Raw genomic sequence first — 25,054 nt, 5'->3', positions numbered from 1 at the left:
CCTCTGCGCGGCATGTCGTAACATACTGACATATTGGCGTGAAAATTGTGACTAAAACACTCGATTTAATAGGTTGATCACAAGGCGGGCAGGCCCCAGTTTAAGCCATATCCCCAAGGAGTTCTGGATGACGCATGACACGCCGCTGATCGCGATTATTGCCATAGGTTTGTCTATGGCCTTTGTGCTGGGACTTGTGGCGCATCGGTTCCGATTGCCGTTGATTGCGGGCTATCTGATGGCGGGTGTCATCATCGGGCCGTTCACGCCGGGGTTTGTCGCCAATCAGGAACTGGCCAATGAGTTGGCAGAGATCGGGGTGATCCTGCTGATGTTCGGGGTGGGTCTGCATTTCTCGCTGAAGGATTTGCTGGCGGTGAAGGCGGCGGCGATTCCGGGGGCTTTGGGGCAGATCGCGGTGGCGACGGTGGCGGGGGTCGGGCTGGCCTATGCTATGGGCTGGGGGCTGGGGGCCGGGGTGATTTTTGGCCTGTCGCTGTCGGTGGCCTCGACCGTGGTGCTGCTGCGGGCGCTGCAATCGCGCGGGATTTTGAAGGATGAGACCGGCAGGCTGGCGGTGGGCTGGCTGATCGTCGAAGATCTGGTGATGGTGGTGGTGCTGGTTCTGATCCCGCCTTTGGCCGGGCTGATGGGCGGTGTCGAAGTGCCGGTGGAAGGTGAGGCGGCTGAGGTCGCCAGCTGGGGCCTTGGCCCCTTGGGCGCGACGCTGTTGCTGACCGGGATGAAGGTTGCGGGCTTTGTCGGCCTGATGCTGATCGTGGGGGCGCGGCTGATTCCGCTGGTGCTGCATTACTCGATGCACACCGGTCAGCGCGAGTTGTTCCGGCTGGCGGTGCTGGCGATTGCCCTGGGCGTGGCTTACGGCTCGGCGGTGTTCTTTGGCGTCAGCTTCGCGCTGGGGGCGTTCTTTGCGGGCATGGTGATGGCCAGCTCGACCCTGTCCAATCAGGCGATGAAGGACACGCTGCCGCTGCGCGATGCGTTCGCGGTGTTGTTCTTTGTCTCGGTTGGCATGCTGTTCAATCCGTCGGTGATCTGGACGCAGCCCTTGGCGCTGATCGGCACGGTGGTGATCGTGATTGGCATCAAGTCAGTGGCGGCCTATGGGCTGATGCGCTGGTTTGGCCATGATCGCAGCGCGGGGTTTGTGCTGGCGGCCAGTCTGGCGCAGGTCGGCGAGTTTTCGTTCATCCTTGTCGGCATGGGGGTCAAGCTGGAAATCGTGCCGGTCGAGGCGCGCGATCTGGTGGTGGCGGCGGCGCTGGTGTCTATCCTGTTGAACCCGTTGCTGTTCCATCTGACGGATCGCTATGCCGCCAAACCCCCGGAACCTGTTGCGTAAGTTTCCTGCGGTTCAAGTTTCTTGCCCGACTCGCTGCGCAGGCCTAGGCTTGGCGCAGGGCTCTGGAGGAGAGCCGATTCTGGGAGGAATTTATGGCATCTGTTTCCATTCATCCGTCTGTTGATGGCGGGGTGAAGCCGGGTAAGGCTGGCTTCACAGGCGGCACCTTGACCTGTCATTGCAAGACCAACCCGGTGGAGGTGCAGATCGGCTCGGACTGTCTGCACAACCATGTCTGCGGCTGCACCAAATGCTGGAAACCTGCGGGGGCGGCGTTCTCGATGGTGTCGGTGGTGACATCCGACAACGTCAAGGTCACAAAGAATGCCGACAAGCTGGCGGTGGTGGATGACAACGCGTTGATCCGGCGTCATGCCTGCACCGGCTGCGGTGTGCATATGCACGGGCCTGTGACGCGGCCGAACCACCCGTTCACCGGGCTGTCGTTCATCCATACCGAGCTGTCGGGGACCGAGGGTTTTGCGGCACCGACATTTGCGGCGTTTGTGTCTTCGGTGATCGAGGGCGGCACGGACCCCGCGAAGATGGACGGCATCCGGGCGCGGCTGAACGAGTTGGGGTTGCCGCCCTATGATGCGCTGTCGCCGGGGCTGATGGATTACATCGCGACGTTTACGGCAAAGGCGAATGGGGTTTTGAAGTAAGCCGGACCGAGGGCAAACTCTGCGGGGCAGAGTTTGTCGGTTCGTTGCTCATAAGGCGGAACGCCGTTGAGCAAGGGGTGTTGTGCCGCAAACCGTCGCTGTGGAAATTGGGCCGCGCCTGACTGGGCGGGCGCGGCCCGATTTGTTTGGGAACAAATCGGGCAAGGGGAAGGGTTAAGTCGCTTTCCGCCGCATCATCATCGTCAGCTTGCGCACCACAACGTAGAACGACGGCACCATGAAGATGCCCAGCACGGTGGCGGAAAGCATGCCGCCCAGCACGCCGATGCCGATGGCGTTTTGCGCGCCAGCCCCGGCCCCGGTGGCGATGGCCAAGGGCAGCACCCCCAGAATGAACGCCAGTGAGGTCATCAGGATCGGGCGTAACCGGGTGCGGGCGGCCTCAAGGGCGGCTTGCACCGGGGTGCGGCCATGGGTTTCCAACTCTCGGGCGAATTCGATGATCAGGATGGCGTTTTTCGCGGCCAGACCAATCGTGGTGAGAAGGCCGACTTTGAAATACACATCGTTGGATTGGCCAAACAGCCAAGCCGCCAGCAGCGCGCCAAGGATGCCGACCGGAACCGCCAGCATCACCGACAGCGGGATCGCCCAGCTTTCATACAAAGCCGCCAGACACAGGAACACCACCAGCGCCGACAAGGCGTAAAGGTAGGGGGCCTGATTGCCGGATTGGCGTTCCTGATAGGAAAGATCGGTCCACGCCACGCCATAGCCGCCGGGCATGGCTGCGACGAGTTGCTCCATCACCTCCATCGCCTCGCCCGACGAAGTGCCATCGGCTTGCGATCCGTTGATCGAAACCGCTGGCAGCGCGTCGATGCGGGCCAGACTGGGGGCGACCGGAGCCCATTCGGTGCGCGAAAACGCCGAGAATGGCACCATCTCACCGGCGCTGTTGCGGGCAAACCAAGCCAGCACATCCTCGGGCTGCATCCGCGATCCGGCGATGCCCTGCACGATCACCGGGCGCAGCGAATTGCCCAGTTGGAAATCGTTGACCTCATCGCCCGCGAAGACGATCGAGAGCATGGCGTTCACCTCGGTCAAAGACACGCCAAGTGCTGCGGCTTTTTCCTGATCAATCACCAGCTTGAGCGCGGCTTCATCCTCTGACGCACCGCTGCGCAGGTTGACAATGCGGCCACTGTCAGCGGCTTGTTTGATCAGTTCGGCGGCGGCGGCAAACAACGCCTCATTGCCCGCAGCGGATTGATCGACCAGATACATCGAGAAGCCAGCCGCATTGCCAAGGCCCTGAATCGCGGGCGGCTGGTTGAACTGCACGGTGCCTGCGCGCAGGGCCTTGAACTTGGCATTGGCCCGCGCGGCGACCGCCGAAGCCGACAGCTCGGCGCTGCTGCGTTCATCAAAATCGCGCAGCTTCACAAACACCATCGCCTGATTTTGCCCGGACCCGCTGAAGCCAAAGCCCATCGCGACGAAGGTGGATTCGACGGCGGCGGTTTCTTCGGTGTTCAGATATTCCTCGACCTGCCGCACCACATCCAGCGTCGATGCGGTGGTGGAGCCTTGCGAGAGCGAAATCCGGGTCATCAGCACGCCCTGATCCTCGGAGGGCAGGAACGAGGCGTTGATCTGGCTGTAAATCGCCCAAACGCCACCGCTGACCACGGCCAGCACCAGCAGCATGGTGAAGGGCCATTTCAGGATGCCGCCCAGCATGTTGGCATAGCCACGGGTGGCGGCGCCAAAGCCGGTGTTGAAGGCGCGGCCGGGGGCGCTGAGCCAGCCGGTGCCATGCGCCTTGTGTGGTTTCAGGATCGTGGCGCACATGGCAGGCGTCAGGATCAGCGCGACGGCGGCAGAAAGCAGCATCGCCGAGATGATGGTGACCGAGAATTGGCGGTAGATCACCCCGGTGGACCCAGACGAGAACGCCATTGGCAAGAACACCGCCGACAGCACCAACGCGATGCCGATCAAGGCCCCGGTGATCTGGGTCATGCTTTTCTCGGTGGCCTCCACCGGGGGTAAGCCTTCTTCAGCGATCACCCTCTCGACGTTTTCCACCACGACGATGGCATCATCGACCAGCAGACCGATGGCCAGCACCATCGCGAACATGGTCAGGGTGTTGATCGAATAGCCCAGCACACCCAGGACGCCGAAGGTGCCAAGCAGCACGATGGGCACGGCGATGATCGGGATCAGCGTGGCGCGCCAGTTTTGCAGGAACAGCAGAATGACGAGGAACACGAGGCCAATGGCTTCCAGCAAGGTGTGTTGCACCTTTTCAATCGACAGCTCGACAAAGGGCGAGGTGTCATAGGCGTATTGAACCTTGACGCCTTCCGGCAAGGCGGCTTCCAGCCCACTGAGGGTGGCGCGCACAGCGGCGGCGGTATCAACCGCATTGGCCCCACTGGCCAGATTGACGCCGAAGCCCGAGGCATTGGCACCGTTAAAGCGCGAATCCCCGCCGTAAGTGGCTTTGCCGATCTCCACCGTGGCCACATCCCCCAAGCGGACGGTGTTGCCTGCGGCGGTGGTGGTCAGGCGGATTTGCTCGAACTGTTCTACCGTGGTCAACTGGCTTTGCGCGGTGATGGTGGCGGTGAATTGCTGGCCACGGGTCACAGGTTGCGAGCCCAGCGAGCCGATAGACACCGTGGTGTTCTGCGCCTGCACCGCATTGACCACATCGGCGGGGGTCATCGAAAACTCGGCCAGTTTCATCGGATCCAGCCAGATCCGCATCGCATAGCCCGAGCCGAACGAGTTGATCGAGCCGACGCCATCGGTGCGCAACACCGCGCCCTCGACGGTAGAGGACATGATGTCACCCAGTTGCACCGTGCTGTAGCTGCCATCCTCCGACACCAGCGAGCCGACCAGCAGGATCGACGACGACGAGCGGGTGACACTGACGCCAGAGCTTTGCACGGTATCGGGCAGGCGGCGGTTGATCTGATCGACCTTGGCCTGCACGTTGGTTTGCGCATCATCGGGATCAACGCTGTCGTCAAAGGTCAGCGTCAGGCTGGAGCGGCCTGTTGACGACGACCCCACGGTGTAGAGCAGACCTTCCAGCCCGGTCAGGCCGTCTTCAATCGTCTCGGTGACAGAGGTTTGCACGGCTTCGGCTGTCGCGCCAGCATAGCTTGCGGACACCCGGATCGTGGTGGGGGCGATATCGGGGTATTGCGAGACCGGCAGTTGCAGCAGCGCATAGCCGCCCGCCAGCATCACAACAATCGCCAGAACCCAGGCGAAGACCGGGCGGTGAATGAAAAAACGCGCCATGTCTCAGTTATTCCCGGTCGTGGCCGGAGCGGCAGGCTTGGCGGTATCGGCGGCTGTTTCGGGGGTGGTATCCCGCACCACACCGTCGGCGTCGATGGTGACGGGCACCGGCTTTACTTCAGCGCCATCGCGCAGGTTGGTCAGGCCGTCGACGATCACCAGATCGCCGTCTTCCACCCCCGAGGTGACGATCCAGGCATTGTCCTGACTGCCCGAGGTGGTGAGCGCCACTTTCTTCGCCACGCCATCCTTGGCGACAAACACCGTCAGCGTGCCGTCAGAATTGCGGCCTGTGGCGCGCTGCGGCACGAGTTTGGCGCTGGTGGTGCCCAAGGTTAGCTTGACCCGCAGGAACTGGCCCGGCAGGATCAGCCGCTTGGGGTTGTCGAACTGCACGCGCAGATCGAAGGTGCCGGTGGTGGCGGACACCACATTGCCCAGCACCACAACGGTGCCTTGGCCGTCATAGGTCTCGCCATTTTCCAGCACCAAGGCCACACCGACCTTGCTGCCCAGCTTGAGGCAGCCATCGTCGATCTGCGCGCGCACCCGCAGCATTCCGGCGCTGGAATCGCTGACATCAATGTAGATCGGATCCAGCCGGGTGACGGTGGCCAAGGCGTCGGCCTGGTTTGCGGTCACCAATGCGCCGATCGAGACGTTGGAAATGCCCGCGACGCCCGCAATCGGGCTGCGCACGGTGGTGCGATCCAGATCAAGCTGGGCGACATCCACGGCGGCTTGGGCTGCGGCATAGCTGGCAACTGCGGCGGCGGCGGCTTGGGCGGATTGCAGATCGGCCTTGCTGACCGCACTGCCTTGCAGGGTCATGTAGCGATCCACCGTGGCTTGGGCTGTGTCACGCTGCACCAGCGCGCCCGCCAAGGCGGCTTTGGCCGAAGCGAACGCCGCGACATAGGTGGTATCCTCGATCTTGAACATCGGATCGCCGGGGTTCAGCTCGTCGCCCGCGGCATACAGAATTTCTTCGACCACGCCGCTGACGCGGGCGCGAATCTCGCCGGTCTCAAAAGCAACGGCACGGCCCGGCAGGGTGCGGATATAGGGCACTTCCACCGTCTGAATGGTAACGGTTCCAACACTGGTCGGCCCCGGAGCGGCACCGCGCGGCGGGGTCTGCGCTGTGGCCTGCGCTGCGGCAAATATGAGGGATACCAAAGCGATAAGGCTAAAGAAACGAAAAGAAATGCGCGGGCTGTGAGCGGGCGAGGGATGAAACATCTGGGGTCCGTTTTTTGATTATTCTGGAAGCAATGCTGGCCAAAGCACAACGCGGGCGAAACAGAGAAGGGTCGCAAGCAGAACGCATAGTTGCGCTCAAGATAAGCCTTTTACGCGGCTCGGAAAGGTTTCCGTCGCTGAGCTGGCAAAGAATTCCGTGAGGTTCGGTCGGGCCCCGGGGTGAAGCTACCCTATTTGGTGAAGCTGATGTCCAGATCGAAGTCGTAGTGCGCATCGGTCAGTGCTTTGGGGGCGGCGGGGAAGCTGCCTGCGCGGCTGACGGCTTGCAGCGCTGCGGCGTCCAAGGTGGCATTGCCGGAAGATCTCGCGACAGCCACACCCGCAAGCCCGCCGCTGGGGGTGACGGTCAGCCGCACGGTGACTATGCCCTCGATCCCGGCAGCAGAGCGCGGATAGGTTTTGCGGCGTTCGACCCGTTTGCGGATCTGCCCGCCCCATTTCTTTACCAACGAACCAACCTGCCTCTTCGAGGCGGCGCTGGCGGCTTTCTGTTTGGCAACAGGCTGTTGTGCGGATTTGGCCGGGGCTTTCGGCTTTTCGGCCTTGGGCTTTTCCGGCGTCTTCTGTGCGGGCTTTTCTTCCGGCACAGGCTTGGGTTGCAGTTTTTCCGGCGGGGCCTCGGCATCGGGCGGCAGGTCGGCCAGCTGCGGTTCGAGCGCGGCCACCGGGTCTGGCAGATCGGGGGCCAGTTCGGGTTCTGGCAGATCGGGCAGCGGTTCGTCTTGCTGGATCGGTTCCAGCGTCTCGGGCAGCTCTGCCATTGGCACTTCGGGGGCGGGTTCCAGCGTGGCAATCGCCGGGGGGGCCTCGGGCAGCGGGGCCATGTCGATCATCACGGCAGTGTCGGGGCCATTCTGGCTGCCACCACCCTGGTTGAGCCACAGCGTCAGCATCACCAGCGCCGCCATTGCGCCCGCCACCGATGTGGCCGCCGCCGCCCATTTCGCGGCATAGGCCAAGGGTTGATCGCCTGCGCGCGCGGTCACCCAATCGACAGAGGCGGGATAGCTTGTCATGGTTGTGCGGGGGCGGCTTCGGTCGGCGCGCCTTCGATGCCGACAAGGGCGACGCGCAGATAGCCCGCGCGGCGCAGCAGGTTCATCACCGCCATCAGCTTGCCATAGGCGACGGCCTCATCGGCGCGCAGGTAAATGCGCTGGTTGCGGTCGCCATTGGTCAGGCTGTCAAGCTTGGCACCAAGGCCATCGCGGTCGATGGTTTCGGAGGCTAGGGACAGCGTCAGGTCTTTTTGCACGGTGACATAGATCGGCTCGGGCGCCCGCTCTGCCGGAGTGGCGTTAGAGCCGGGCAGATCGACCGGCACATCGACCGTCGACAGCGGTGCTGCCACCATGAAGATGATCAACAGCACCAGCATCACGTCGATGAAGGGGGTGACGTTGATCTCGTGGTTTTCTTCCAGATCATCGCCCGGACGTTCGCGCGCCGACATGCCCATGTGTTAGCCCCCGGTCTTGATGTGGCGGAAATCGAGATCGCGGCTGAGCAGGCGTTCCACCCCGGCTGCGGCATCGCCAAGGCTTTGACGATACGCGGCAATTTCGCGGCTGAAGTGGTTGTAGATCACCACGGCGGGGATGGCGGCAACCAGACCGATGGCGGTGGCCAGCAGCGCTTCGGCAATGCCGGGGGCGACGACGGCCAAGTTGGTGGTCTTGGTTTCGGCAATGCCGATGAACGAATTCATGATGCCCCAGACCGTGCCGAACAGCCCGACGAAGGGCGCGGTGGCGCCGATGGTGGCCAGAAGCCCGGTGCCCTTGCGGATGCGACTGCCCGCCTGCACCTCGATCCGGTCAAGCACCGAGCGGGTGCGTTCCTTGACGCCATCCGGGCCAGCGGCGGCGATGGCGGGATCGGATCGGCGGTATTCGACCAGAGCGGCTTGCGCCATGAAGGCGGCAGGGTCGGTCTTGTCGGACAGTTCCGCCGAGGCGGTTTCCAGCGAGTGTGCGGCGTGGATGGTTTTGACCGAACGGCGGGCGCGGGCGCGGGCCACCGCCAGTTCGATCATTTTGAACACCAGCACGGTCCAGGTCACGAAACAGGCGAAGATCAGCGAGACCATCACCAGCTTCACCACCCAATGCGCGGCCTGATACATGCCCCAAGGTGAATAATCGGTTTGGGGGTGTGCGGTTTCGGCTGGGGCAATGGCTGCGGGCAGCGGTGCGGTTGGGGCGGTGCTGGGTTGCGTCGGCAGAGTTGGTGCCGCGTCGGTGACTGGCGCGGGGGCGGCGGGTTCGGGCATTTCCGATTGCACGACGGGCGGCTGCGGCGCTTGTTGCGCTAGGCCGGGCAGCGCCAGCGCCAGCGCCGTGACCACGCCCAGCCCGATGCGGCGGAAGATCGGAAGATGTGCTGTCAACATGCCTGGGGTCCGTTCGTTACGCTGCATCGGTTTGCGGCAAGGGCCATTGGGTTTGGAATCGGCGCGGATCGCGGTGCCCGCTGTAGGGTCTGATCTGCCCGTCCTTGCGGCAGTTAATTTTGTTGACAGGAGTAGTCAAGAATATTTCTTAGGCTTTCAGTCGCCTATTTATCACAATCGCGGGCGCTTGAGTAGTTGAGTGATTGACTCGGAGATTGCGCTGCCAGAGGTAGGGATGATGCCAGCCTCCCCGCGCCCCGATTCTGTCGGCCTGTGCGGGAAACCGGGCCAGCCCTGTCTTTCCTCGTGCCTTTTTCGGTGGCAATGACCATGACGTTTCGCCCCAAGATGACCGCTTTCACCGATGGGATTCGGGCGCTGGATGCGTTGCGCTGGCGGGCTTGGGATGGCGTGGTGGCCGATCTTTGGCATGCCGAGGGCAGTCTGGGCGGCGGCGGGCATTATGTCTCGCCCGATCCGCGCATCGTGATTTTCCTGAAGGATGGCGCGAAAGCGATCCGGTTGTCGGACACTCCGGTCGATGTGGCGGCGCGGCCTGCGGGGCAGGTCAGCTATATTCCGGCGGGGATGCCGTTGTGGTCGCAGATCGTCGAGGCCGGGGCGTTTCGCCATATTGATCTGCATTTCGACGGCGTGGCGCTGGCGCATCGTCTGGGCGAGCGGTTCGGCAGAGGCTGGGCGCAAGCGGCGCTGGCGCGTCCGGTGACGCTGGATGGCGTGACCGAGATTGACCGCATGGCCGATCTGCTGGCGGATGAATTGCAGGGTGACGGGCTGCACGACCTTTATGGCGAAGGGCTGGTGCAGGCGATTCTGGGGCGGGTGCTGGCCTCGGATCAGATCGCCCGCGCGGAGCCTTTGCGCGGCGGGCTGACGCCGCATCAGATGCGCCGGGTGACAGATTTCATGCAGGCCAATCTGCACCGCCGGGTGTCGGTGAGCGAGTTGGCAGCACAGATCGGGCTGTCGGAAAGCTGGTTCGCGCGGGCGTTCAAGCACAGCAATGGCGAGACTCCGCATGGCTGGCAGCAAAGCCTGCGCATCACGGCCGCCAAAGCGATGCTGGGGCGGGACGATGCGGCGCTGGTCGAGATCGCGGCGGCGACGGGCTTTGCCGATCAGGCCCATATGACACGGGCGTTTCGCATCGTGACGGGGACGACTCCGGCGGCGTGGCGGCGGGGCTATGGGCGGGGGCAGGGCGGCTGAAACCAGTTGCTTTGACCCGGGCCCACTCGGTTTTTGACGCAGGCCCCCCGATTTTGACGCAGGCATTGTGCAATTCAAAGCGGGATGCTGCAAGACGGTGGGGTTATTTCTACTTATTTAGTCAGGAATTCGCACCGCCGCGCGCTCTGCCCTTTAACTCAGGATATGCTGATGACTTCGCTTCCGTCCCGCTCTCGTCTGGCCCTGCTGCTGGGCCAAACCGCGCTGATCGCCTGCACGCTGCCGCAGCTGGCTGTGGCGCAAACCACCACCGTGCTGGAGCCGATTGTGGTGACGGGCGAAGGCGAAGGCAGCGCGACGGGCCCGGTGACAAGCAACAACCCCGCAACGCTGACCGGCAGCAAGACCGCAACCCCTGTGACAGAAGTGCCGCAATCGGTCAGCGTGGTTTCCTCGGAAACCTTGAAGGCCAGCAATGTCGCGAAGCTGGATGGCGCGTTGTCTTACGTCGCGGGTGTGACGGGCCAGCCTTACGGTTATGACAGCGATACCAACTGGATCTTCATCCGGGGCTTCAATGCTTCACAGCATGGCGCGTATCAGGATGGCTTGGCGAACAACGCCTATGGCTTTGGCAGCTTCTTCATCGACCCGTTTCTGGTTGAGCGGATTGAGGTGCTGAAAGGCGCGTCCTCGGTGTTGTATGGCGGCTCGAACCCCGGTGGTCTGGTCAACTATGTCACCAAAGCCCCGACGGGCGAGGACAAGACCGTGCTGGAATTTGGCTTGGATGAGCATGGCCGCGCTTGGGCCTCGGTCGATCAGAATCGCGTGGTCTCGGACGCGCTCAGCTATCGCCTGCTGGGCAAGATTGAGCGGGTCGATGGCCACGGGGCGTTTGATCCGGGTGTGCATGCGCTGCTGTCCGGCTCGGTTGAGCAGAAGTTGGATAATGGCGCGGTGCTGAGCTACGGGCTGGACCTGCTGAAGGTCGATGAGGCACATGTTGGCAACGCGTGGCTGCCGTATGTAGGCACGGTGCAAGAAGCCTCCTTCGGTTTCATTGCGCGCGATTTCAACGTCGGCGAGCCGGATCATGACAGCTATAAACGCGATCAGGCGTCGCTGCGCTTTGGCTTCACTCAGGATATCGGTGACTGGACCCTGACCAACACCTCGCGCCTGTCCTGGGCCGATATTTCCGAGCGTTCGGTGGTGGCCTATGGCTACAGCACCTTCGGCGCGCCGGATGCCGTGGGAACTCTGGTGCGCGGTGTGTTTGACCACGACACCTCGCAGACCAGCTTTGTGACCGACACCCGGCTGGAGAACACCTTCGTGACCGGTGCGTTGGAGCATCGGGTGATGACCGGCCTTGATCTGAAGAACTTCAAAACGGATATCCTTGAGAAAAGCGCCTATCCGGCAACGCCTTTGACGGTGGTTGATCCGATCTATGGCGCTATCCAGCCTGCAGCAGCGGCCTACAAGGATGTGGATATTACCCAACGTCAGGCGGGGGTTTACCTGCAAGACCAGATCCGTTGGGGCAATGGCTGGATTGCTACCGGAAACCTGCGCTACGACTGGGTGGAAACCGAGGCCAGCGCCGATCCGGCAGCCGGCACGACTGGCAGCAAGCGCAATGACAGCGAGTTGACCTGGCGTCTGGGTCTGGCGAAGACGGTGGTTGACGGCATGACAGTTTACGGCAGCCTTTCGACCTCGTTCAATCCGACGATCGAGCCAAGCTCTGAAGGCAATGACATCTACCCGGAAACCGCGCGTCAGGCAGAACTGGGCGTGAAATGGGCGCTGAGCGACAACTTCCTGCTGACCGCATCGGCGTTTGACATCACGCGCAAGAACGTTTCGCAGTCGCGGTTTGGTCTTATCGTCGATCCCGATACCGGTGCGGAACGTTATGGCTATATTTTCTCGCAAATTGGCGAAGTTGAATCCAAGGGCTTCGAGTTGGAAGCGCAGGGCAGGATCGCCGAGGGCCTGACGATTTCGGCGGCCCTCACCAAGATGGATCTGGACGTGATCAACGATCAGAATGCCGCCTTGATCGGCAATACGCCGCGCGAAGTGCCGGAAGAGTTCGCGTCCCTGCAGCTGGGCTGGACACCGGCCACGATGCCGGAACTGACCCTGACCGGCGCTGCGCGCTACACCGGCGGAAGCTGGGCGGATGATGAAAACACCGCTTGGGTGCCATCCCGCACTGTGTTCGACCTTGGGGTTAGCTACGAGATGCAAGACGACTGGAAGGCCAATCTGGCGATCAGCAACGTGACCGACAAAAGCTATGTCTCCAGCTGTGCAGGCACCAACTATTGCTACTATGGTGAGGGCCGCACGGCCAGCATCAGCATCAGCAAATCGTTCTAAGTGAATGAGAGGGGCTGGGTTGATCTTGCCCCTCTTGCCAGCCAAGTTGCGCTGCAACTGCGCCCGCCCCTGACCCAACTCCGAGTGCCCGATATGCTTCGTCAATTCGCCATGTATTACCGCCCCTGGATGGGCCTGTTCTGGCTGGATTTCGGCTGTGCGGTATTGTCGGGGCTGTTGGAACTGGCGTTTCCGCTGGCGGTGCGCGGCTATATCGACTGGCTGCTGCCGCAGGGCAACTGGACGCTGACGGTGCTGTTCGCGGTGGCGCTTTGTGCGGTGTATCTGCTGAACGCTGGGCTGACGGCCATCGTGATCTATTGGGGTCATATGCTGGGCATCAATATCGAAACCGAGATGCGCCGCCGGGCTTTCGACCATTTGCAGCGGCTGTCCTGGGGCTATTTCGACCGCCAACATTCCGGCCATATGGTTGCCCGCGTCACCCGCGATCTGGAGGATATCGGTGAGGTCGCCCACCACGGCCCGGAAGATCTGATCGTGGCGGTGATGACCTTCATCGGAGCCTTTGTGCTGATGATGATGGTGCATGTGCAACTGGCGATGATCACCGTGGTGATCGTGCCGCTGGCGGCGGTGCTGGTGATCTATTTCGGCGGCCGGATGACCGCGACCTGGCAGGCGATCTACGGTCAGGTGGCGAAGTTCAACGTGCGGATTGAGGAAAACGTCGGCGGCATCCGGGTGGTGCAGGCGTTTGGCAATGAAGATCACGAGCGGGCCTTGTTCGCCCGTGACAACGCGCAATACCGCCGCACGAAGCTGGACGCCTACAAGGTGATGTCGATTTCCTCGACGCTGAACTATGTGGGCATGCGCGCGGTGCAGGTGATGGTGATGGTCGCGGGCGCGGGTTTCGTGCTGAACGGGTCTTTGACGGCGGGCGGGTTTGTGGCCTTCCTGCTGCTGGTCGGGGTGTATTTCCGGCCGTTGGAGAAAATCGCCTCGGTGATTGAGACCTATCCGAAAGGTATCGCGGGGTTTCGGCGTTATCTCGACCTGATGGCGACCAAGCCCGATGTGGTGGACAGCCCGCAGGCCGTGGCGGCCCCCGCCTTGAAGGGCGCGGTGACCTTCGATCATGTCAGCTTTGGCTATGACACGGCGCGTCCTGTGCTGCGCGACGTCAGTTTTGCGGTGCAGCCGGGGCAGACCGTGGCCTTTGTCGGCGCTTCGGGGGCAGGCAAGACCACTTTGCTCGCGCTGTTGCCCCGGTTTTACGAGCCGACGGCAGGGCAGATCAGCATTGACGGGATCACGCTGGATGCGATGACCCTCGCCAGCTTGCGGGCGCAGATCGGCATTGTCAGTCAGGATGTGTTCCTGTTCAGCGGCACCCTGCGTGAGAATATCGGCTATGGCCGGTTGGGGGCCAGCGATGCCGAAATCCTTGCCGCTGCGGCCGCGGCACAATTGGAAGCCACGATTGCAGCCTTGCCTGAGGGGCTGGATACCGTGGTGGGAGAGCGCGGCGTGATGCTGTCGGGCGGGCAAAAGCAGCGTGTCGCCATCGCGCGGGTGTTCCTGAAAAACCCGCCGCTGTTGATCTTGGACGAGGCGACCTCGGCCTTGGATACCCAGACCGAACGCGAGATTCAGGCGGCACTTGATCGCCTGTCAGCGGGGCGCACCACCTTCATCATAGCGCATCGCTTGGGCACCATTCGCCATGCCGACAAGATCGTGGTGATGGATCAGGGCCAGATTGTGGAAACCGGAACCCATGGCGACCTTAGCCTGAAGGGGGGTCGCTATGCCGATCTGCACGCCGCATGATCCGCGCCGATGATCTCTCGCTGACAGGCCGCGTGCTGGATGCGCCGGGGTCTTTCGCCGCGCATGTGGCCGAGCTTTACGCGGCGTTTGATCTGACCGATCTGCCCTGTGGTGGCTTGCGGGTGAACTTTGCCAACGGCTCGATCAGCCTCTCGGTGGCCGAGCGGGCAATGGCTATTGCGGTGACGGCGGTGTCCTCGACCGATCTGTTCGTGCTGCGTGAGGCGGTGGCGGGGCTGGTTGAAGGCTTTGATCCGACGCTGGCGGCGCGGCTGGTCTGGGATCGGTCTTTGCCGAAACTGACCACGCCGCCGAACTTTCGCCAAGGCCGGGTGGTCGCCATTTCACACCCCGGCGCGGGCTATACAAGGTTGCGCATTGCCGCCGATCACCTCGCGCCCTTCGCCGTCTCTGGCCTGCATCTGCGGCTGTTGCTACCGCCCGAGGGGCGCATCCCGGTCTGGCCCTCGGTATCCGATGCTGGCCGCACGGTTTGGCCCAGCGGTGCGGATAAGCTGCACGATCCGGTCTATACCATCCGCGCGGTTGATCCGCAGGCAGGCTGGCTGGAGGTCGATATTTTCCTGCATGGCAAGGGGCGCACCTGCCGCTGGGCCGAAAGCGTGCGCCGTGGCGCGGTGGTCGGGCTGATCGGGCCGGGGGGTGGTTTTCTGCCAATGGCGCGGCATCTGGTGCTGGCCGGGGATGAGACCGCCTTGCCCGCCATCGCCCGGATCCTTGAGACTGCGCCGCCGGATACGCAGGGCCAAGCGTTGATCTTGCTGCCGGATGCCCGCGCTGCGCAGCCGCTGGCTTGCCCCGCAGGGGTGCAGCTGCGCTGGCTGTTGCGCTCAGCGGGTGACACGCTGGAAAGCGGCTTGGCGGCGGTGGATCTGCCGCAGGCCAGATTGGCAGGCGGGCGGCATCTGTGGATCGCGGGCGAACGTGCAGAGTGTCAGCGCCTGCGCGGGCAGTTCAACGCCAGCAGCGGTTGGGCCAAGGGCGAAACCACCATCGCGGGCTATTGGGTGCGTGATGTTCAGGCTTGAGGGCATCAGCCGCCTGCATGGCGCGCGGCAGGTGCTGGCGCTGGATCGGTTGGAGCTGGGGGCCGAAGGGCTGACCGTGGTGCTGGGCCATAACGGATCCGGCAAGTCGACGTTGCTGGGGCTTCTGGCGCGGACGGATCTGCCGACGGCAGGGCAGGTCAGTCTGAACGGGGTGGCGCTGGCCAGCATCGGCCAGCGTAGATTGGCGCAGCAGATCGCCTATCTGCCGCAGCGCCTGCCACCGGTGCCGGGGCTGACGCTGCGCGAATTGGTGCGGCTTGGCCGCTACCCGTGGCGCGGCGCTTTGGGGCGCTGGCAGGTGCAGGATCATACGGCGGTTGAGGCGGCGTTGCGGGCGACCGAGGGCCTAGAGCGCGCCGAGGCATTGGTGGAAACCATGTCGGGGGGCGAGCGCCAGCGCGGCTATATCGCGATGCTTTTGGCACAAGACGCGCCGATCCTGTTGCTGGACGAGCCGACCTCGGCGCTTGATCCCGGCCACGCCTATGAGGTGATGCGGTTGCTGCGCAAGCTGGTCGATGACACTGGACGGCAGGTGATCGTGGTGCTGCATGATATCAACCTTGCCGCCCGCTTTGCAGATCGGGTGGTGGCCCTGCGCGAAGGCCGGATTGCGTTTGACGGCGCGCCACAGGGGCTGCTGAAGCCCGAGGTTCTGTCGATGCTTTACGCGGTGCCGATGCAGGTGGTGCCCGGTCTGGCAGGCCAGTTGCCGCTGGCCGTTGTAAGTTAGGGAAATCCGATGCGCGCTTTGATCGCCGCCCTTTGCCTGCTGGCCCAGTCAGTTATTGTCGTGCCGGCCTTCGCGGGTCCGATCACGATCACCGACCGCAATGGCTCGCAAACCTTCGCCGCCCCACCGCAAAAGATCGCGGCACTGGATTGGTCGATCACCGAGGCGCTGCTCGACCTTGGCATCACCCCCGCAGGCGTGGCGGAACCGGCCGCCTACGGTGATTGGGTGGTCGAGCCTGCGCTGCCCGCAGGGGCCATTGATCTGGGCCTGCGCGCCGAGCCGAACCTTGAGGCTTTGGCGGCGCTGCACCCCGATGTGATCATCACCGCCGATATTGACCCCGCACTGGTGCCGGTGCTGGAGCAGATCGCCCCCGTGGTGGTCTATCAGGCGTTTGATATTGCGCAGGATAATCCAGATGTGGCGAAAGAGATCTTCCTCAGCCTTGGCACCCTGACCGGGACGCGGGCGCTGGCCGAGCAAAAGCTGGCGGCGCAAGAAGCGGAGTTGGATACCATCGCCAAGCGCTTGGCAGATCATTTCGGCACGCCGCAGCCGATGGTGACGACCGTGCGGCTGAATGATGCGACTTCGGCCTATGTGAACGGCGCCAATTCGATGCCGGAATATGTGCTGGCGCGCTTGGGGTTCAGCAACGAGCTGCCGCAGCCGAAAAGCCGCTGGGGGATCACGCTGCTGAAGGCCGAAGACCTTGCGGCGGCCAAGACCGGGATTGTGCTGGCAATCGGGCCGGATATGGCGGGCGCTGCGCTGCGGCAGACGCCGATCTGGGGGTTTTTGCCGTTCGTGAAGGCGGGCCGACTGGCCGATGTGCCCCCGGTCTGGAGCTATGGCGGTGCTTTGTCGATGGGTCGGCTTGCGCGCGGTTTTGAAGCCGCCCTGTTGACGATTCCACCGCAGGCACTGGCACGGTGAGCGCTGCGGCGAAAACCACGGCTGTGGCGCTGGCGGTGCTGGCGCTGTGCGCGCTGCATCTGACGCTGGCGGTCGATCTGCCGTTCGCGCGGATGTGGCAACTGATCGCCGGGGCCGCGCCGCAGGATTTCGCCGATGCTTTGTTTGTGCAAGGTGCGTTGCCTCGCTTGGTGATGGCGGCACTGGTGGGCGCGGCGCTGGGGCTGGCGGGCAGTCTGATGCAGCAGCTGACGCAGAATGCGTTGGTGTCACCGATGACGATGGGGGTGTCTTCCGGCGCGTGGCTGGCCTTGGTGCTGGCGGCGATAGTGTTGCCGGGGGCGGTGCGCTCGGAATGGCTGGCGCTGGCGGGGGCTGCGGTGGCGGCGGCGTTGGTGCTGGCGGTGACGGGCGCGCGCGGGCTGGTCGGGATGCAAGCGCCCTTGGCCGGGATGGCGGTGAACCTGCTGTTCGGCTCGATGGCGGCCACCGCGATGCTGCTGGCGAACCCTTACACCGAGCATCTGTTCCTGTGGGGCGCCGGCGATCTGACGCAAACCAGTTGGGAGCCCGCGCTGTGGCTGCTGCCGCGATTGCTGCCGGGGGTGGTGATCGCGGCGCTGCTGATCCGCCCGCTAAGCCTGTTGCGCTTGGGCGCGCAGGCGGCGGGCGGGCGCGGCATGGTTTTGTGGCCGGTGGCTTTGGCTGCGGCCTTGGCGGCACTACATCTGGCGGCGGTGTCTGTCACGGCGGTGGGGATGATTGGCTTCATCGGCTTGGTCGCCCCCAACATGGCGCGTCTGCTGGGCGCACGCCGGGCGGGCGCTGAATTGTGGATCTCGGCGGGTTTGGGGGCGGCCTGTCTGATTGCGGCGGATGTGCTGGCCTTGGCCTTGCAGGCTTTGCTGCCAAATATCGTGCCGACCGGGGCCACGGCGGCCTTTACCGGCGCGGTGGCGCTGATCTGGCTGCTTCGGCGCAAGCTGGGGGCCCAGGATCATGACGTGCACGCGCTGCCTGCGGGGGCGGCGCGGGTTGGGGTGATGCGGGCGATTCTGCTGGCGCTGGCATGCGCGGCATTGGGGCTTGCAGCGCTTTTCGTCGGGGTGACGCAAAGCGGCTGGGAGCTGTCATTTGATCCGATGCTTCTGTCGCTGCGTTGGCCTCGGGTGATGGCCGCTGCCTCTGCCGGAGCGAGCATGGCCTTGGCGGGCTGTATCTTGCAACGGCTGATCCGTAACCCACTGGCCAGCCCGGATATTCTGGGCATGTCGGCGGGGGCGGTCGCCGCATTGGTGGGGGTGGCCCTGATCACCGGAGGCTCGATCCACGCCGCGCGGCTGCCTGTGGCGTTGGCGGGGTGCGCGGCGGCACTGGCGCTGCTGTTGTGGTTTGGCCGCAGGCATTCCCACGCGCCCGCCGCCCTTGCGCTGATCGGCATTGCGCTGGGGGCGGGTCTGGATGCGCTGGTGCGGCTGTCGATGGCGGGCGGCACGGCAGAGACTTTCGCGATCCTGGGCTGGATGAGCGGTTCCACTTATCGCATCGACGCCGCGCGGGCCTTGGGGCTGACCGGCTGTGCGCTGATCGGGCTGGTCTTGGCCGCGCTGGCCCTGCGTCCGCTGACCCTGCTGGGCGCGGGCGATGGCATCGCGATGGGGCGCGGTCTGGCTTTGGCCCCGGCGCGGCGGGTGTTGATGCTGCTGGCGGCAGGGCTGACGGCGGCGGTGACAGCGTTCATGGGGCCGGTCAGTTTTGTCGGCCTGGTTGGCCCGCATCTGGCGGTGTTGCTGGGGGCGCGGCGGATGCAGGATCGACTGATCGTGGCACCCTTGGCCGGGGCGGCGCTGATGGTTTTGTCGGATTGGCTGGGGCGGATTGTGTTGTATCCAACCCAACTGCCCGCCGGATCGGTGGCGGCGATCTTGGGCGGCAGCTATTTCCTGCTGCTGCTCGCGCGCAGGCGGGGGCAGGTCTGACCCCAAAGCAAAAGGCCGGGAGCAATCCCGGCCTTTTGCGTTCCTGTCAATCAGATCAGCGCGCGAGGATCGCATCCACGATGCGGCTTGCGGCTTCTTCTGCGGAAAGAGCGGTGGTGTTGACCACGATTTCCGCGGCTTCCGGGGCCTCATACGGGCTGTCGATGCCGGTGAAGTTCTTCAGCTGGCCGGCGCGGGCTTTCTTGTAGAGCCCCTTCACGTCGCGGCTTTCGGCCACGTCCAAGGGGGTGTCGACATAGACCTCGATGAACTCGCCCGCCGCCATCAGATCGCGCACCATCCGGCGCTCTGACCGGAACGGCGAGATGAAGGCGGTCAGCACGATCAGCCCGGCATCGGTCATCAGCTTGGCAACCTCACCCACCCGGCGGATGTTTTCCACCCGGTCGGCATCGGTATAGCCCAGATCGCGGTTCAAGCCGTGACGCACGTTATCGCCGTCGAGCAGGAAGGTGTGCTTGCCCAACGCATGCAGCTTCTTCTCGACCAAGTTGGCGATGGTCGATTTGCCCGAGCCGGACAGCCCGGTGAACCACACCACGGCGGCTTTCTGGGTTTTCTGCGCGGCATGGGCGTCACGGTCCACATCCACAGCCTGCCAGTGAATATTCTGGCTGCGGCGCAGGGCGAAATGGATCATCCCGGCGGCGACGGTGGCGTTGGTCATCCGGTCGATCAGGATGAAACCGCCCAAGTCTGGGTTGGTCGCGTAAGCCTCAAACGGGATCGCGCGGTCAATCGACAGGTTGCAGACGCCAATCGCGTTCAGGCCCAAGGTGCGCGACGCCAGATGCTCCAGCGTGTTGATATTGACCTCATATTTCGGCTCGGTCACCGTGGCGGTCACGGTTTGGGTGCCGATCTTCAGAAGATACGGGCGGCCGGGCAGCATTTCGTGCTCGTCCATCCAGACCAGAGTGGCCTCAAACTGATCCGCCACTTCGCAGGGCTCATCCGATTTCACGATCACATCACCGCGCGAGCAGTCGACCTCGTCGTTGAAGGTGATCGTCACCGATTGGCCGGCAATCGCCTGATCCAGCTCGCCATCATAGGTCACGATGGATTTGACGGTGGTGGTTTTGCCCGAAGGCAGCACGCGGATCGCGTCGCCGGGCTTGACCACGCCCGCGCCGATCTGCCCCGAAAAACCCCGGAAATCAAGGTTCGGGCGGTTGACCCATTGCACCGGCATACGGAACGGCACGTTCAACATGCGGGCATCGTTCACCGGCGCGGTTTCCAGATGCTCCATCAGCGTCTGCCCGGTATACCACGGCATTTCGGTGGAACGGGTGATCATGTTCTCGCCACGCAAGCCCGAAATCGGGATCGGCAAGAACGCCTCCATGCCGATCTGCTTGGCAAAGTGGCTGTAATCCTTGACGATTTCGTAGAAGCGTTCCTGGCTATAGCCGACCAGATCCATCTTGTTGACGGCCAGCACGACGTTCTTAATGCCCAGCAGTTTCACCAGATAGGAATGGCGGCGGGTCTGGGTCAAAACACCTTGGCGCGCGTCGATCAGGATCACGGCGAGGTCGGCGGTTGAGGCCCCCGTCACCATGTTGCGAGTGTATTGCTCGTGGCCGGGGGTATCCGCGACGATGAACTTGCGCTTGTCGGTGGCGAAGAAGCGGTATGCCACGTCGATGGTGATGCCCTGCTCGCGCTCGGCGGCCAGACCGTCAACCAGCAAGGCAAAGTCGATCTCTTGGCCTTGGGTGCCGGAGGCTTTGCTATCGCGCTCCAGTGTGGCCAACTGGTCTTCGAAGATCATCTTGCTGTCATACAACAAGCGCCCGATCAACGTTGATTTGCCATCATCGACCGAACCGCAGGTGATGAAGCGCAGCATGGTCTTGTGCTGGTGCTTCAACAGGTAAGCGTCGATATCCTCGGCGATCAGCGTATCGGTGACATAGATGGGGTCCACAGCGACGGTCATTTAGAAATACCCCTCTTGTTTCTTCTTCTCCATCGAGGCGGATTGATCATGGTCAATCGCACGCCCCTGACGTTCGGATGTGGTGGTCAGCAGCATTTCCTGAATGACTTCCGGCAGCGTTTTTGCCTCGGATTCGACCGCCCCGGTCAACGGATAGCAGCCCAAAGTGCGGAAACGCACCGATTTCAGTTCCGGCACTTCACCGGGCGCCAAAGGCATCCGCTCATCATCGACCATGATCAGCAGACCATTGCGCTCGACCACCGGGCGGGGTTCCGAGAAATACAGCGGCACGATCTCGATGCCTTCGAGATGGATGTATTGCCAGATATCCAGCTCGGTCCAGTTCGAAATCGGGAAGGCGCGGATGCTTTCGCCCTTGGCTTTGCGGGTGTTATAGAGCTTCCACAACTCGGGCCGCTGGTTCTTCGGATCCCAACGGTGGTTGGCCGAGCGGAACGAGAACACACGTTCCTTCGCGCGGGACTTTTCCTCATCCCGGCGCGCGCCACCAAAGGCCACGTCGAAGTTGTACTTGGTCAGCGCCTGTTTCAGCCCTTCGGTCTTCCACATATCGGTGTGCAGCGATCCGTGATCAAACGGGTTGATGCCTTTTTCCACCGCTTCGGGGTTGTGGTAAACGATCAAATCCATCCCGGCGTCTTTGGCGGCACGTTCGCGCAGGTCATACATCGCGCGGAACTTCCACGTCGTATCGACATGCAACAACGGGAACGGCGGCGGTGCCGGGTAGAAGGCTTTCTTCGCCAGATGCAGCATGGTGGCCGAGTCTTTGCCGACCGAATACAGCATCACCGGGTTTTCGGCATTGGCCACCACTTCGCGCATGATGTGGATGCTTTCGGCCTCAAGGCGCTGCAAATGCGTCAGCGTGCTGGCGCTGAGGCCCGTTGCGGCGGGTGTGCTGGTGGTCATCATCGACTTCCTTCAAGATGGGCTGGTGCTATCTGGCAATTTTCTTCCCGCCGCGCCAGCGGGGGCAGGGCCAAACGGTCAAAATATCCAAGAATGTTGGCCCGGATTGCTGCGGGCCGTGTGGTTCTGGGCATAAAGCCAAGCTGTGCGGGGTGATTTGGTTCTGGCAAGGCGGCGAAAGCTGGAACAGCCTTCTTTTCTGCGACAGAGCGCGCATCCCCGCGCGGGGGCCAGGCTGGCTTCATCATCTGCCGTCACCAAAAATCATCGTCCTCGCCGGATGGGTGAAAATGCACAAAATCCCGGCCCGAAAGGGCAGGTTTCATCGCCGTGGTATCTATCGACCCGGCGCGGGGCGTCAAGATATCTTTGGCACGATAGGGGAACTTGGCGGTGCGCTGTGGCGTGCAACCGCCGATTACGCCACCGCCCGCACATCCGATGCCGCTTTGGCACCGCCTGCGCCCAGTTTTTGCGCAATCGCGGTTTCTGCCACAGGCAGACCATCACCGCGCCCGCAACTTTGCAGCTTTTCCTAGGCCGACGCCGAAAATCAGACGGCGTTTGCCGCGTCAGGTGCGGCCATACAGCCGATTCGCCTCGCGGAACGACATCAGCTTTTGCAGCTTCTCATCCCACAGATGCAGCTTCACCGAGGCAAAGCTTTCCCAGATCGTCAGGCGCTGCGCCTGTGCCAGATCGGCGTTGTCCTTCAACACCTCGGGCAGGCGATAGAACGGGATGTGGCTGTACAGGTGATGCACATGATGGATGCCGATATTGGCGGTCAGCCAACGCAACGGTTGCGGCAGAACGTAATGCGACGAGCCTTCCAGCGCCGCCTCATGCAGCTGCCAGTCTTCGGTTTTCGACCAGTGGGTTTCCTCAAACTGGTGCTGGACATAGAACAGCCAGACCCCGATCGTCGCCGCAATCACCGAGGTCGGCAGATAGATCAGCAACAGCGGCATCCAGCCGCCCAGCCAGATCATCAGCCCGACCGCGATGGCGATCACCGCATTGGTGCCCATCGCAGAGGTCCAATAGCGCCAGCCCTTGTCCATCAGCCCAAACGGCAAACGGTTTTGCAGGATGAACAGATAGCTTGGCCCCAATACGAACAAAACCAACGGGTTGCGATACAGCCGATACAGAAACCGCCCCATCGGGCTGCGGGCGCGGTATTCTTCCACCGTCAGGGTCAGCACATCACCGATGCCGCGCTGATCCAGATTGCCGTGATGCGAGTGGTGGATCGAATGGGTGCGCCGCCACACATCATAGGGCGTCAGCGTCAGCACGCCCAGACAGCGCCCGACCCAGTCTTGCGCGGTGCGGCTGGAGAAATACGAGGCATGGCCGCAATCATGCTGGATCACGAAGATCCGCACCAGAAACACCCCGTTCAGCAGGGCAATCGCGAAGGCCAGCCAATAGCTGATGCTCAGCGAGGCCCAAGCCAAGCCCCACAGCATCACGAAGGGCACCAGTGTTGCCGCCAGTTCGAACACCGAACGGAAAGTTGAGGGCTCGCGGTATTTCGCCAGCACCAGAACCCATTCCTTCGCAGAACGGGCGCGCGTTTCGGTCGCCGTGCTTGCGGTCGCCGTTGTCTTGTCTTCGGTCATCAAAAGCGCCCCAACGCTCGCCCGGTTAGCCACCGGAGGGCCGCAGCGCCTTGAGAGCGCCTTGTGTTGATTGGGTCAGGCGATGATGCCAGACCATGCTTGTTGCTTCGTTAACGGTTGTCGCACCATGACGCCAGCGCGGCCTGCTGTGAAGCATTAACTTGTCGGAAGGTTCCATTGTGTTGACACAATCGGCGGAATCTCGGCTGTCTGCGACGATTTTACTCAGCCGCCGTTGCTTTCGGAGCAGCCTTCAGCGCCGATTTGCGCTGCTTTTCGGTGGCTGATTTCAACTGACCGCAGGCCGCCATGATATCCTCGCCGCGCGGGGTGCGGATCGGCGTGGCATAGCCTGCGTTATACAGAATGTCTGCGAACGCATGGATTCGGTTGCCGGAAGACCGCTTGTACGGCGCGCCCGGCCATTCGTTGAACGGGATCAGATTGACCTTCGCCGGGATGCCGCGCAGCAGTTCGACCAGGCGGTAAGCGTCTTCCTTGCTGTCATTGACGTGATCCAGCATGACATATTCAAAGGTGATCCGCTCGGAATTGGTCAGGTTCGGATAGTCCCGCAACGCATCCAGCAGCGTCGCGATGTTCCATTTCTTGTTGATCGGCACCAGCACATCGCGGACCTCATCGGTGGTGGCGTGGAAGGATACCGCCAGCAAACAGCCGATTTCATTGGCGGTGCGGGCGATTTCCGGCACCACACCGCTGGTCGACAACGTGATCCGGCGGCGGCCCAAGGCGATGCCTTCGCCGTCCATCACCACTTTCATGCCGTCGCGGACGTTCTCGAAGTTATACAAAGGCTCGCCCATGCCCATCAGCACGATGTTGCTGATCAGACGGGTTTCCACCCGCGGCGCGCCGGGAATCGGCCACTCGCCCAGATCATCGCGTGCCAGCATGACTTGGCCGACAATTTCCGCCGCTGTCAGATTGCGCACCAGCTTTTGCGTGCCGGTATGGCAGAAGGTGCAGGTCAGCGTGCAGCCAACTTGGGATGAGATGCACAGCGTGCCGCGGTCGGTTTCGGGGATATAGACCACCTCCACCTCATGCCCGCCGGCGATCCGCACCAGATATTTGCGCGTGCCATCGGTCGAGACTTGTTTGGTAACGATCTCCGGCACTTCCAGCACGAAATTTTCGGCCAGAAGCGCGCGATAGTCCTTGGCCAGATTGGTCATGCGGTCAAAATCGCGCACGCCCCAATGGTAGACCCATTGCCAAACTTGCCCGACCCGCATCTTCGCCGCCTTCTCGGGCGTGCCTGCCGCAATCAACGCATCGCGCATCTGATCCCGCGTCATGCCAACCAGATTGTGCTTGCCCGCTTCCGCTTGCTTGCGCGGAATGGTCAGCAGATCCTGAGTGATCGGGGCGAGAAGGGTCGAGGCGAGTGGAGTCGGGGCGGTCATGGCGAAGTCCTTGGGCTTTGAAGAGGCTGATATAAGGG

At 62.8% G+C, this 25,054-nt stretch carries 18 protein-coding genes; 9 read left to right on the top strand and 9 right to left on the bottom strand.

The annotated features are described in order from the left end of the window. Nucleotides 1–127: 127 nt before the first annotated feature. Nucleotides 128–1,363 carry a cation:proton antiporter gene (locus U1A24_RS00715; protein WP_322320070.1) on the top strand — a complete coding sequence of 412 codons (1,236 nt, stop codon included), beginning with the start codon at nt 128–130 and terminating at the stop codon, nt 1,361–1,363. Between the two features lie 92 nt (nt 1,364–1,455). Continuing rightward, on the top strand, nt 1,456–2,028 hold the full coding sequence (gene gfa, locus U1A24_RS00710) for an S-(hydroxymethyl)glutathione synthase (protein ID WP_322320069.1): 573 nt from the start codon (nt 1,456–1,458) through the stop codon (nt 2,026–2,028). 174 nt (nt 2,029–2,202) lie between these two features. Here the strand turns inward: gfa and U1A24_RS00705 are convergent, their stop codons facing one another. From U1A24_RS00705 to exbB, 5 genes are all read right to left on the bottom strand, one after another. Then, entirely contained in the window at nt 2,203–5,316 is a 3,114-nt protein-coding gene (locus U1A24_RS00705; protein WP_322320068.1) for an efflux RND transporter permease subunit, read from the bottom strand. Between the two features lie 3 nt (nt 5,317–5,319). Beyond that, nucleotides 5,320–6,495 carry an efflux RND transporter periplasmic adaptor subunit gene (locus tag U1A24_RS00700; RefSeq protein ID WP_322320067.1) on the bottom strand — a complete coding sequence of 392 codons (1,176 nt, stop codon included), beginning with the start codon at nt 6,493–6,495 and terminating at the stop codon, nt 5,320–5,322. A gap of 254 nt (nt 6,496–6,749) precedes the next feature. Then, the gene (locus U1A24_RS00695) at nt 6,750–7,595 is read right to left on the bottom strand and encodes an energy transducer TonB (RefSeq protein ID WP_322320066.1); all 846 of its coding nucleotides are present in this window, start codon (nt 7,593–7,595) and stop codon (nt 6,750–6,752) included. Further along, nucleotides 7,592–8,038, bottom strand: a complete 447-nt coding sequence (gene exbD / locus U1A24_RS00690) for a TonB system transport protein ExbD (RefSeq protein WP_416173439.1) — start codon at nt 8,036–8,038, stop codon at nt 7,592–7,594. The genes U1A24_RS00695 and exbD overlap by 4 nt, the downstream gene beginning before the upstream one ends. 3 nt (nt 8,039–8,041) lie before the next feature. After that, on the bottom strand, nt 8,042–8,971 hold the full coding sequence (gene exbB / locus U1A24_RS00685; protein ID WP_322320065.1) for a tonB-system energizer ExbB: 930 nt from the start codon (nt 8,969–8,971) through the stop codon (nt 8,042–8,044). A 348-nt stretch (nt 8,972–9,319) separates the two neighbouring features. Here exbB and U1A24_RS00680 point away from each other — a divergent pair, with 348 nt between their 5' ends. From U1A24_RS00680 to fhuB, 7 genes are all read left to right on the top strand, one after another. Beyond that, nucleotides 9,320–10,201: an AraC family transcriptional regulator gene (locus tag U1A24_RS00680; protein ID WP_322320064.1), complete on the top strand. Its 882-nt coding sequence runs from the start codon at nt 9,320–9,322 to the stop codon at nt 10,199–10,201. 171 nt (nt 10,202–10,372) lie between these two features. Further along, entirely contained in the window at nt 10,373–12,556 is a 2,184-nt protein-coding gene (locus tag U1A24_RS00675; RefSeq protein WP_322320063.1) for a TonB-dependent siderophore receptor, read from the top strand. Between the two features lie 93 nt (nt 12,557–12,649). Continuing rightward, the gene (locus U1A24_RS00670; RefSeq protein WP_322320062.1) at nt 12,650–14,353 is read left to right on the top strand and encodes an ABC transporter ATP-binding protein; all 1,704 of its coding nucleotides are present in this window, start codon (nt 12,650–12,652) and stop codon (nt 14,351–14,353) included. Then, nucleotides 14,350–15,402, top strand: a complete 1,053-nt coding sequence (locus tag U1A24_RS00665; RefSeq protein WP_322320061.1) for a siderophore-interacting protein — start codon at nt 14,350–14,352, stop codon at nt 15,400–15,402. The genes U1A24_RS00670 and U1A24_RS00665 overlap by 4 nt, the downstream gene beginning before the upstream one ends. Further along, nucleotides 15,389–16,156, top strand: a complete 768-nt coding sequence (locus U1A24_RS00660; protein ID WP_322320060.1) for an ABC transporter ATP-binding protein — start codon at nt 15,389–15,391, stop codon at nt 16,154–16,156. Before U1A24_RS00665 ends, U1A24_RS00660 begins: the two co-directional genes overlap by 14 nt. Before the next feature lie 9 nt (nt 16,157–16,165). Then, nucleotides 16,166–17,095, top strand: coding sequence for an iron-siderophore ABC transporter substrate-binding protein (locus U1A24_RS00655; RefSeq protein WP_322320059.1), 930 nt, complete (start codon nt 16,166–16,168; stop codon nt 17,093–17,095). Next, the gene (fhuB, locus tag U1A24_RS00650) at nt 17,092–19,053 is read left to right on the top strand and encodes a Fe(3+)-hydroxamate ABC transporter permease FhuB (protein ID WP_322320058.1); all 1,962 of its coding nucleotides are present in this window, start codon (nt 17,092–17,094) and stop codon (nt 19,051–19,053) included. The genes U1A24_RS00655 and fhuB overlap by 4 nt, the downstream gene beginning before the upstream one ends. A gap of 55 nt (nt 19,054–19,108) precedes the next feature. Here the strand turns inward: fhuB and cysN are convergent, their stop codons facing one another. From cysN to rlmN, 4 genes are all read right to left on the bottom strand, one after another. Further along, a complete protein-coding gene (cysN, locus tag U1A24_RS00645) occupies nt 19,109–21,022 on the bottom strand; it encodes a sulfate adenylyltransferase subunit CysN (protein WP_322320057.1) in 1,914 nt (637 codons plus the stop codon). Continuing rightward, nucleotides 21,023–21,958: a sulfate adenylyltransferase subunit CysD gene (cysD, locus tag U1A24_RS00640; protein WP_322320056.1), complete on the bottom strand. Its 936-nt coding sequence runs from the start codon at nt 21,956–21,958 to the stop codon at nt 21,023–21,025. A 572-nt stretch (nt 21,959–22,530) separates the two neighbouring features. Beyond that, complete coding sequence (locus U1A24_RS00635; protein WP_322320055.1) at nt 22,531–23,586, bottom strand: fatty acid desaturase; 1,056 nt, start codon at nt 23,584–23,586, stop codon at nt 22,531–22,533. Nucleotides 23,587–23,807: 221 nt separating this feature from the next. Next, nucleotides 23,808–25,016 carry a 23S rRNA (adenine(2503)-C(2))-methyltransferase RlmN gene (gene rlmN, locus U1A24_RS00630; protein WP_322320054.1) on the bottom strand — a complete coding sequence of 403 codons (1,209 nt, stop codon included), beginning with the start codon at nt 25,014–25,016 and terminating at the stop codon, nt 23,808–23,810. Nucleotides 25,017–25,054: the final 38 nt, after the last annotated feature.

This window comes from Cypionkella sp., assembly GCF_034376685.1.
GTDB lineage: Bacteria > Pseudomonadota > Alphaproteobacteria > Rhodobacterales > Rhodobacteraceae > Cypionkella.
The sequence above is the reverse complement of the archived record's forward strand: the minus strand, read 5'-3'. Positions and strand labels throughout refer to the sequence as shown.

Coding starts and splice junctions, on each gene's coding strand:
- gfa (WP_322320069.1), top strand. CDS start 1,456: ATGGCATCTGTTTCCATTCATCCGTCTGTTGATGGCGGGGTGAAGCCG.
- exbD (WP_416173439.1), bottom strand. CDS start 8,038: ATGGGCATGTCGGCGCGCGAACGTCCGGGCGATGATCTGGAAGAAAAC.
- cysD (WP_322320056.1), bottom strand. CDS start 21,958: ATGACCACCAGCACACCCGCCGCAACGGGCCTCAGCGCCAGCACGCTG.
- U1A24_RS00675 (WP_322320063.1), top strand. CDS start 10,373: ATGACTTCGCTTCCGTCCCGCTCTCGTCTGGCCCTGCTGCTGGGCCAA.
- U1A24_RS00695 (WP_322320066.1), bottom strand. CDS start 7,595: ATGACAAGCTATCCCGCCTCTGTCGATTGGGTGACCGCGCGCGCAGGC.
- U1A24_RS00665 (WP_322320061.1), top strand. CDS start 14,350: ATGATCCGCGCCGATGATCTCTCGCTGACAGGCCGCGTGCTGGATGCG.
- U1A24_RS00670 (WP_322320062.1), top strand. CDS start 12,650: ATGCTTCGTCAATTCGCCATGTATTACCGCCCCTGGATGGGCCTGTTC.
- rlmN (WP_322320054.1), bottom strand. CDS start 25,016: ATGACCGCCCCGACTCCACTCGCCTCGACCCTTCTCGCCCCGATCACT.
- U1A24_RS00635 (WP_322320055.1), bottom strand. CDS start 23,586: ATGACCGAAGACAAGACAACGGCGACCGCAAGCACGGCGACCGAAACG.
- U1A24_RS00715 (WP_322320070.1), top strand. CDS start 128: ATGACGCATGACACGCCGCTGATCGCGATTATTGCCATAGGTTTGTCT.
- cysN (WP_322320057.1), bottom strand. CDS start 21,022: ATGACCGTCGCTGTGGACCCCATCTATGTCACCGATACGCTGATCGCC.
- U1A24_RS00705 (WP_322320068.1), bottom strand. CDS start 5,316: ATGGCGCGTTTTTTCATTCACCGCCCGGTCTTCGCCTGGGTTCTGGCG.
- U1A24_RS00655 (WP_322320059.1), top strand. CDS start 16,166: ATGCGCGCTTTGATCGCCGCCCTTTGCCTGCTGGCCCAGTCAGTTATT.
- U1A24_RS00680 (WP_322320064.1), top strand. CDS start 9,320: ATGACCGCTTTCACCGATGGGATTCGGGCGCTGGATGCGTTGCGCTGG.
- exbB (WP_322320065.1), bottom strand. CDS start 8,971: ATGTTGACAGCACATCTTCCGATCTTCCGCCGCATCGGGCTGGGCGTG.
- U1A24_RS00660 (WP_322320060.1), top strand. CDS start 15,389: ATGTTCAGGCTTGAGGGCATCAGCCGCCTGCATGGCGCGCGGCAGGTG.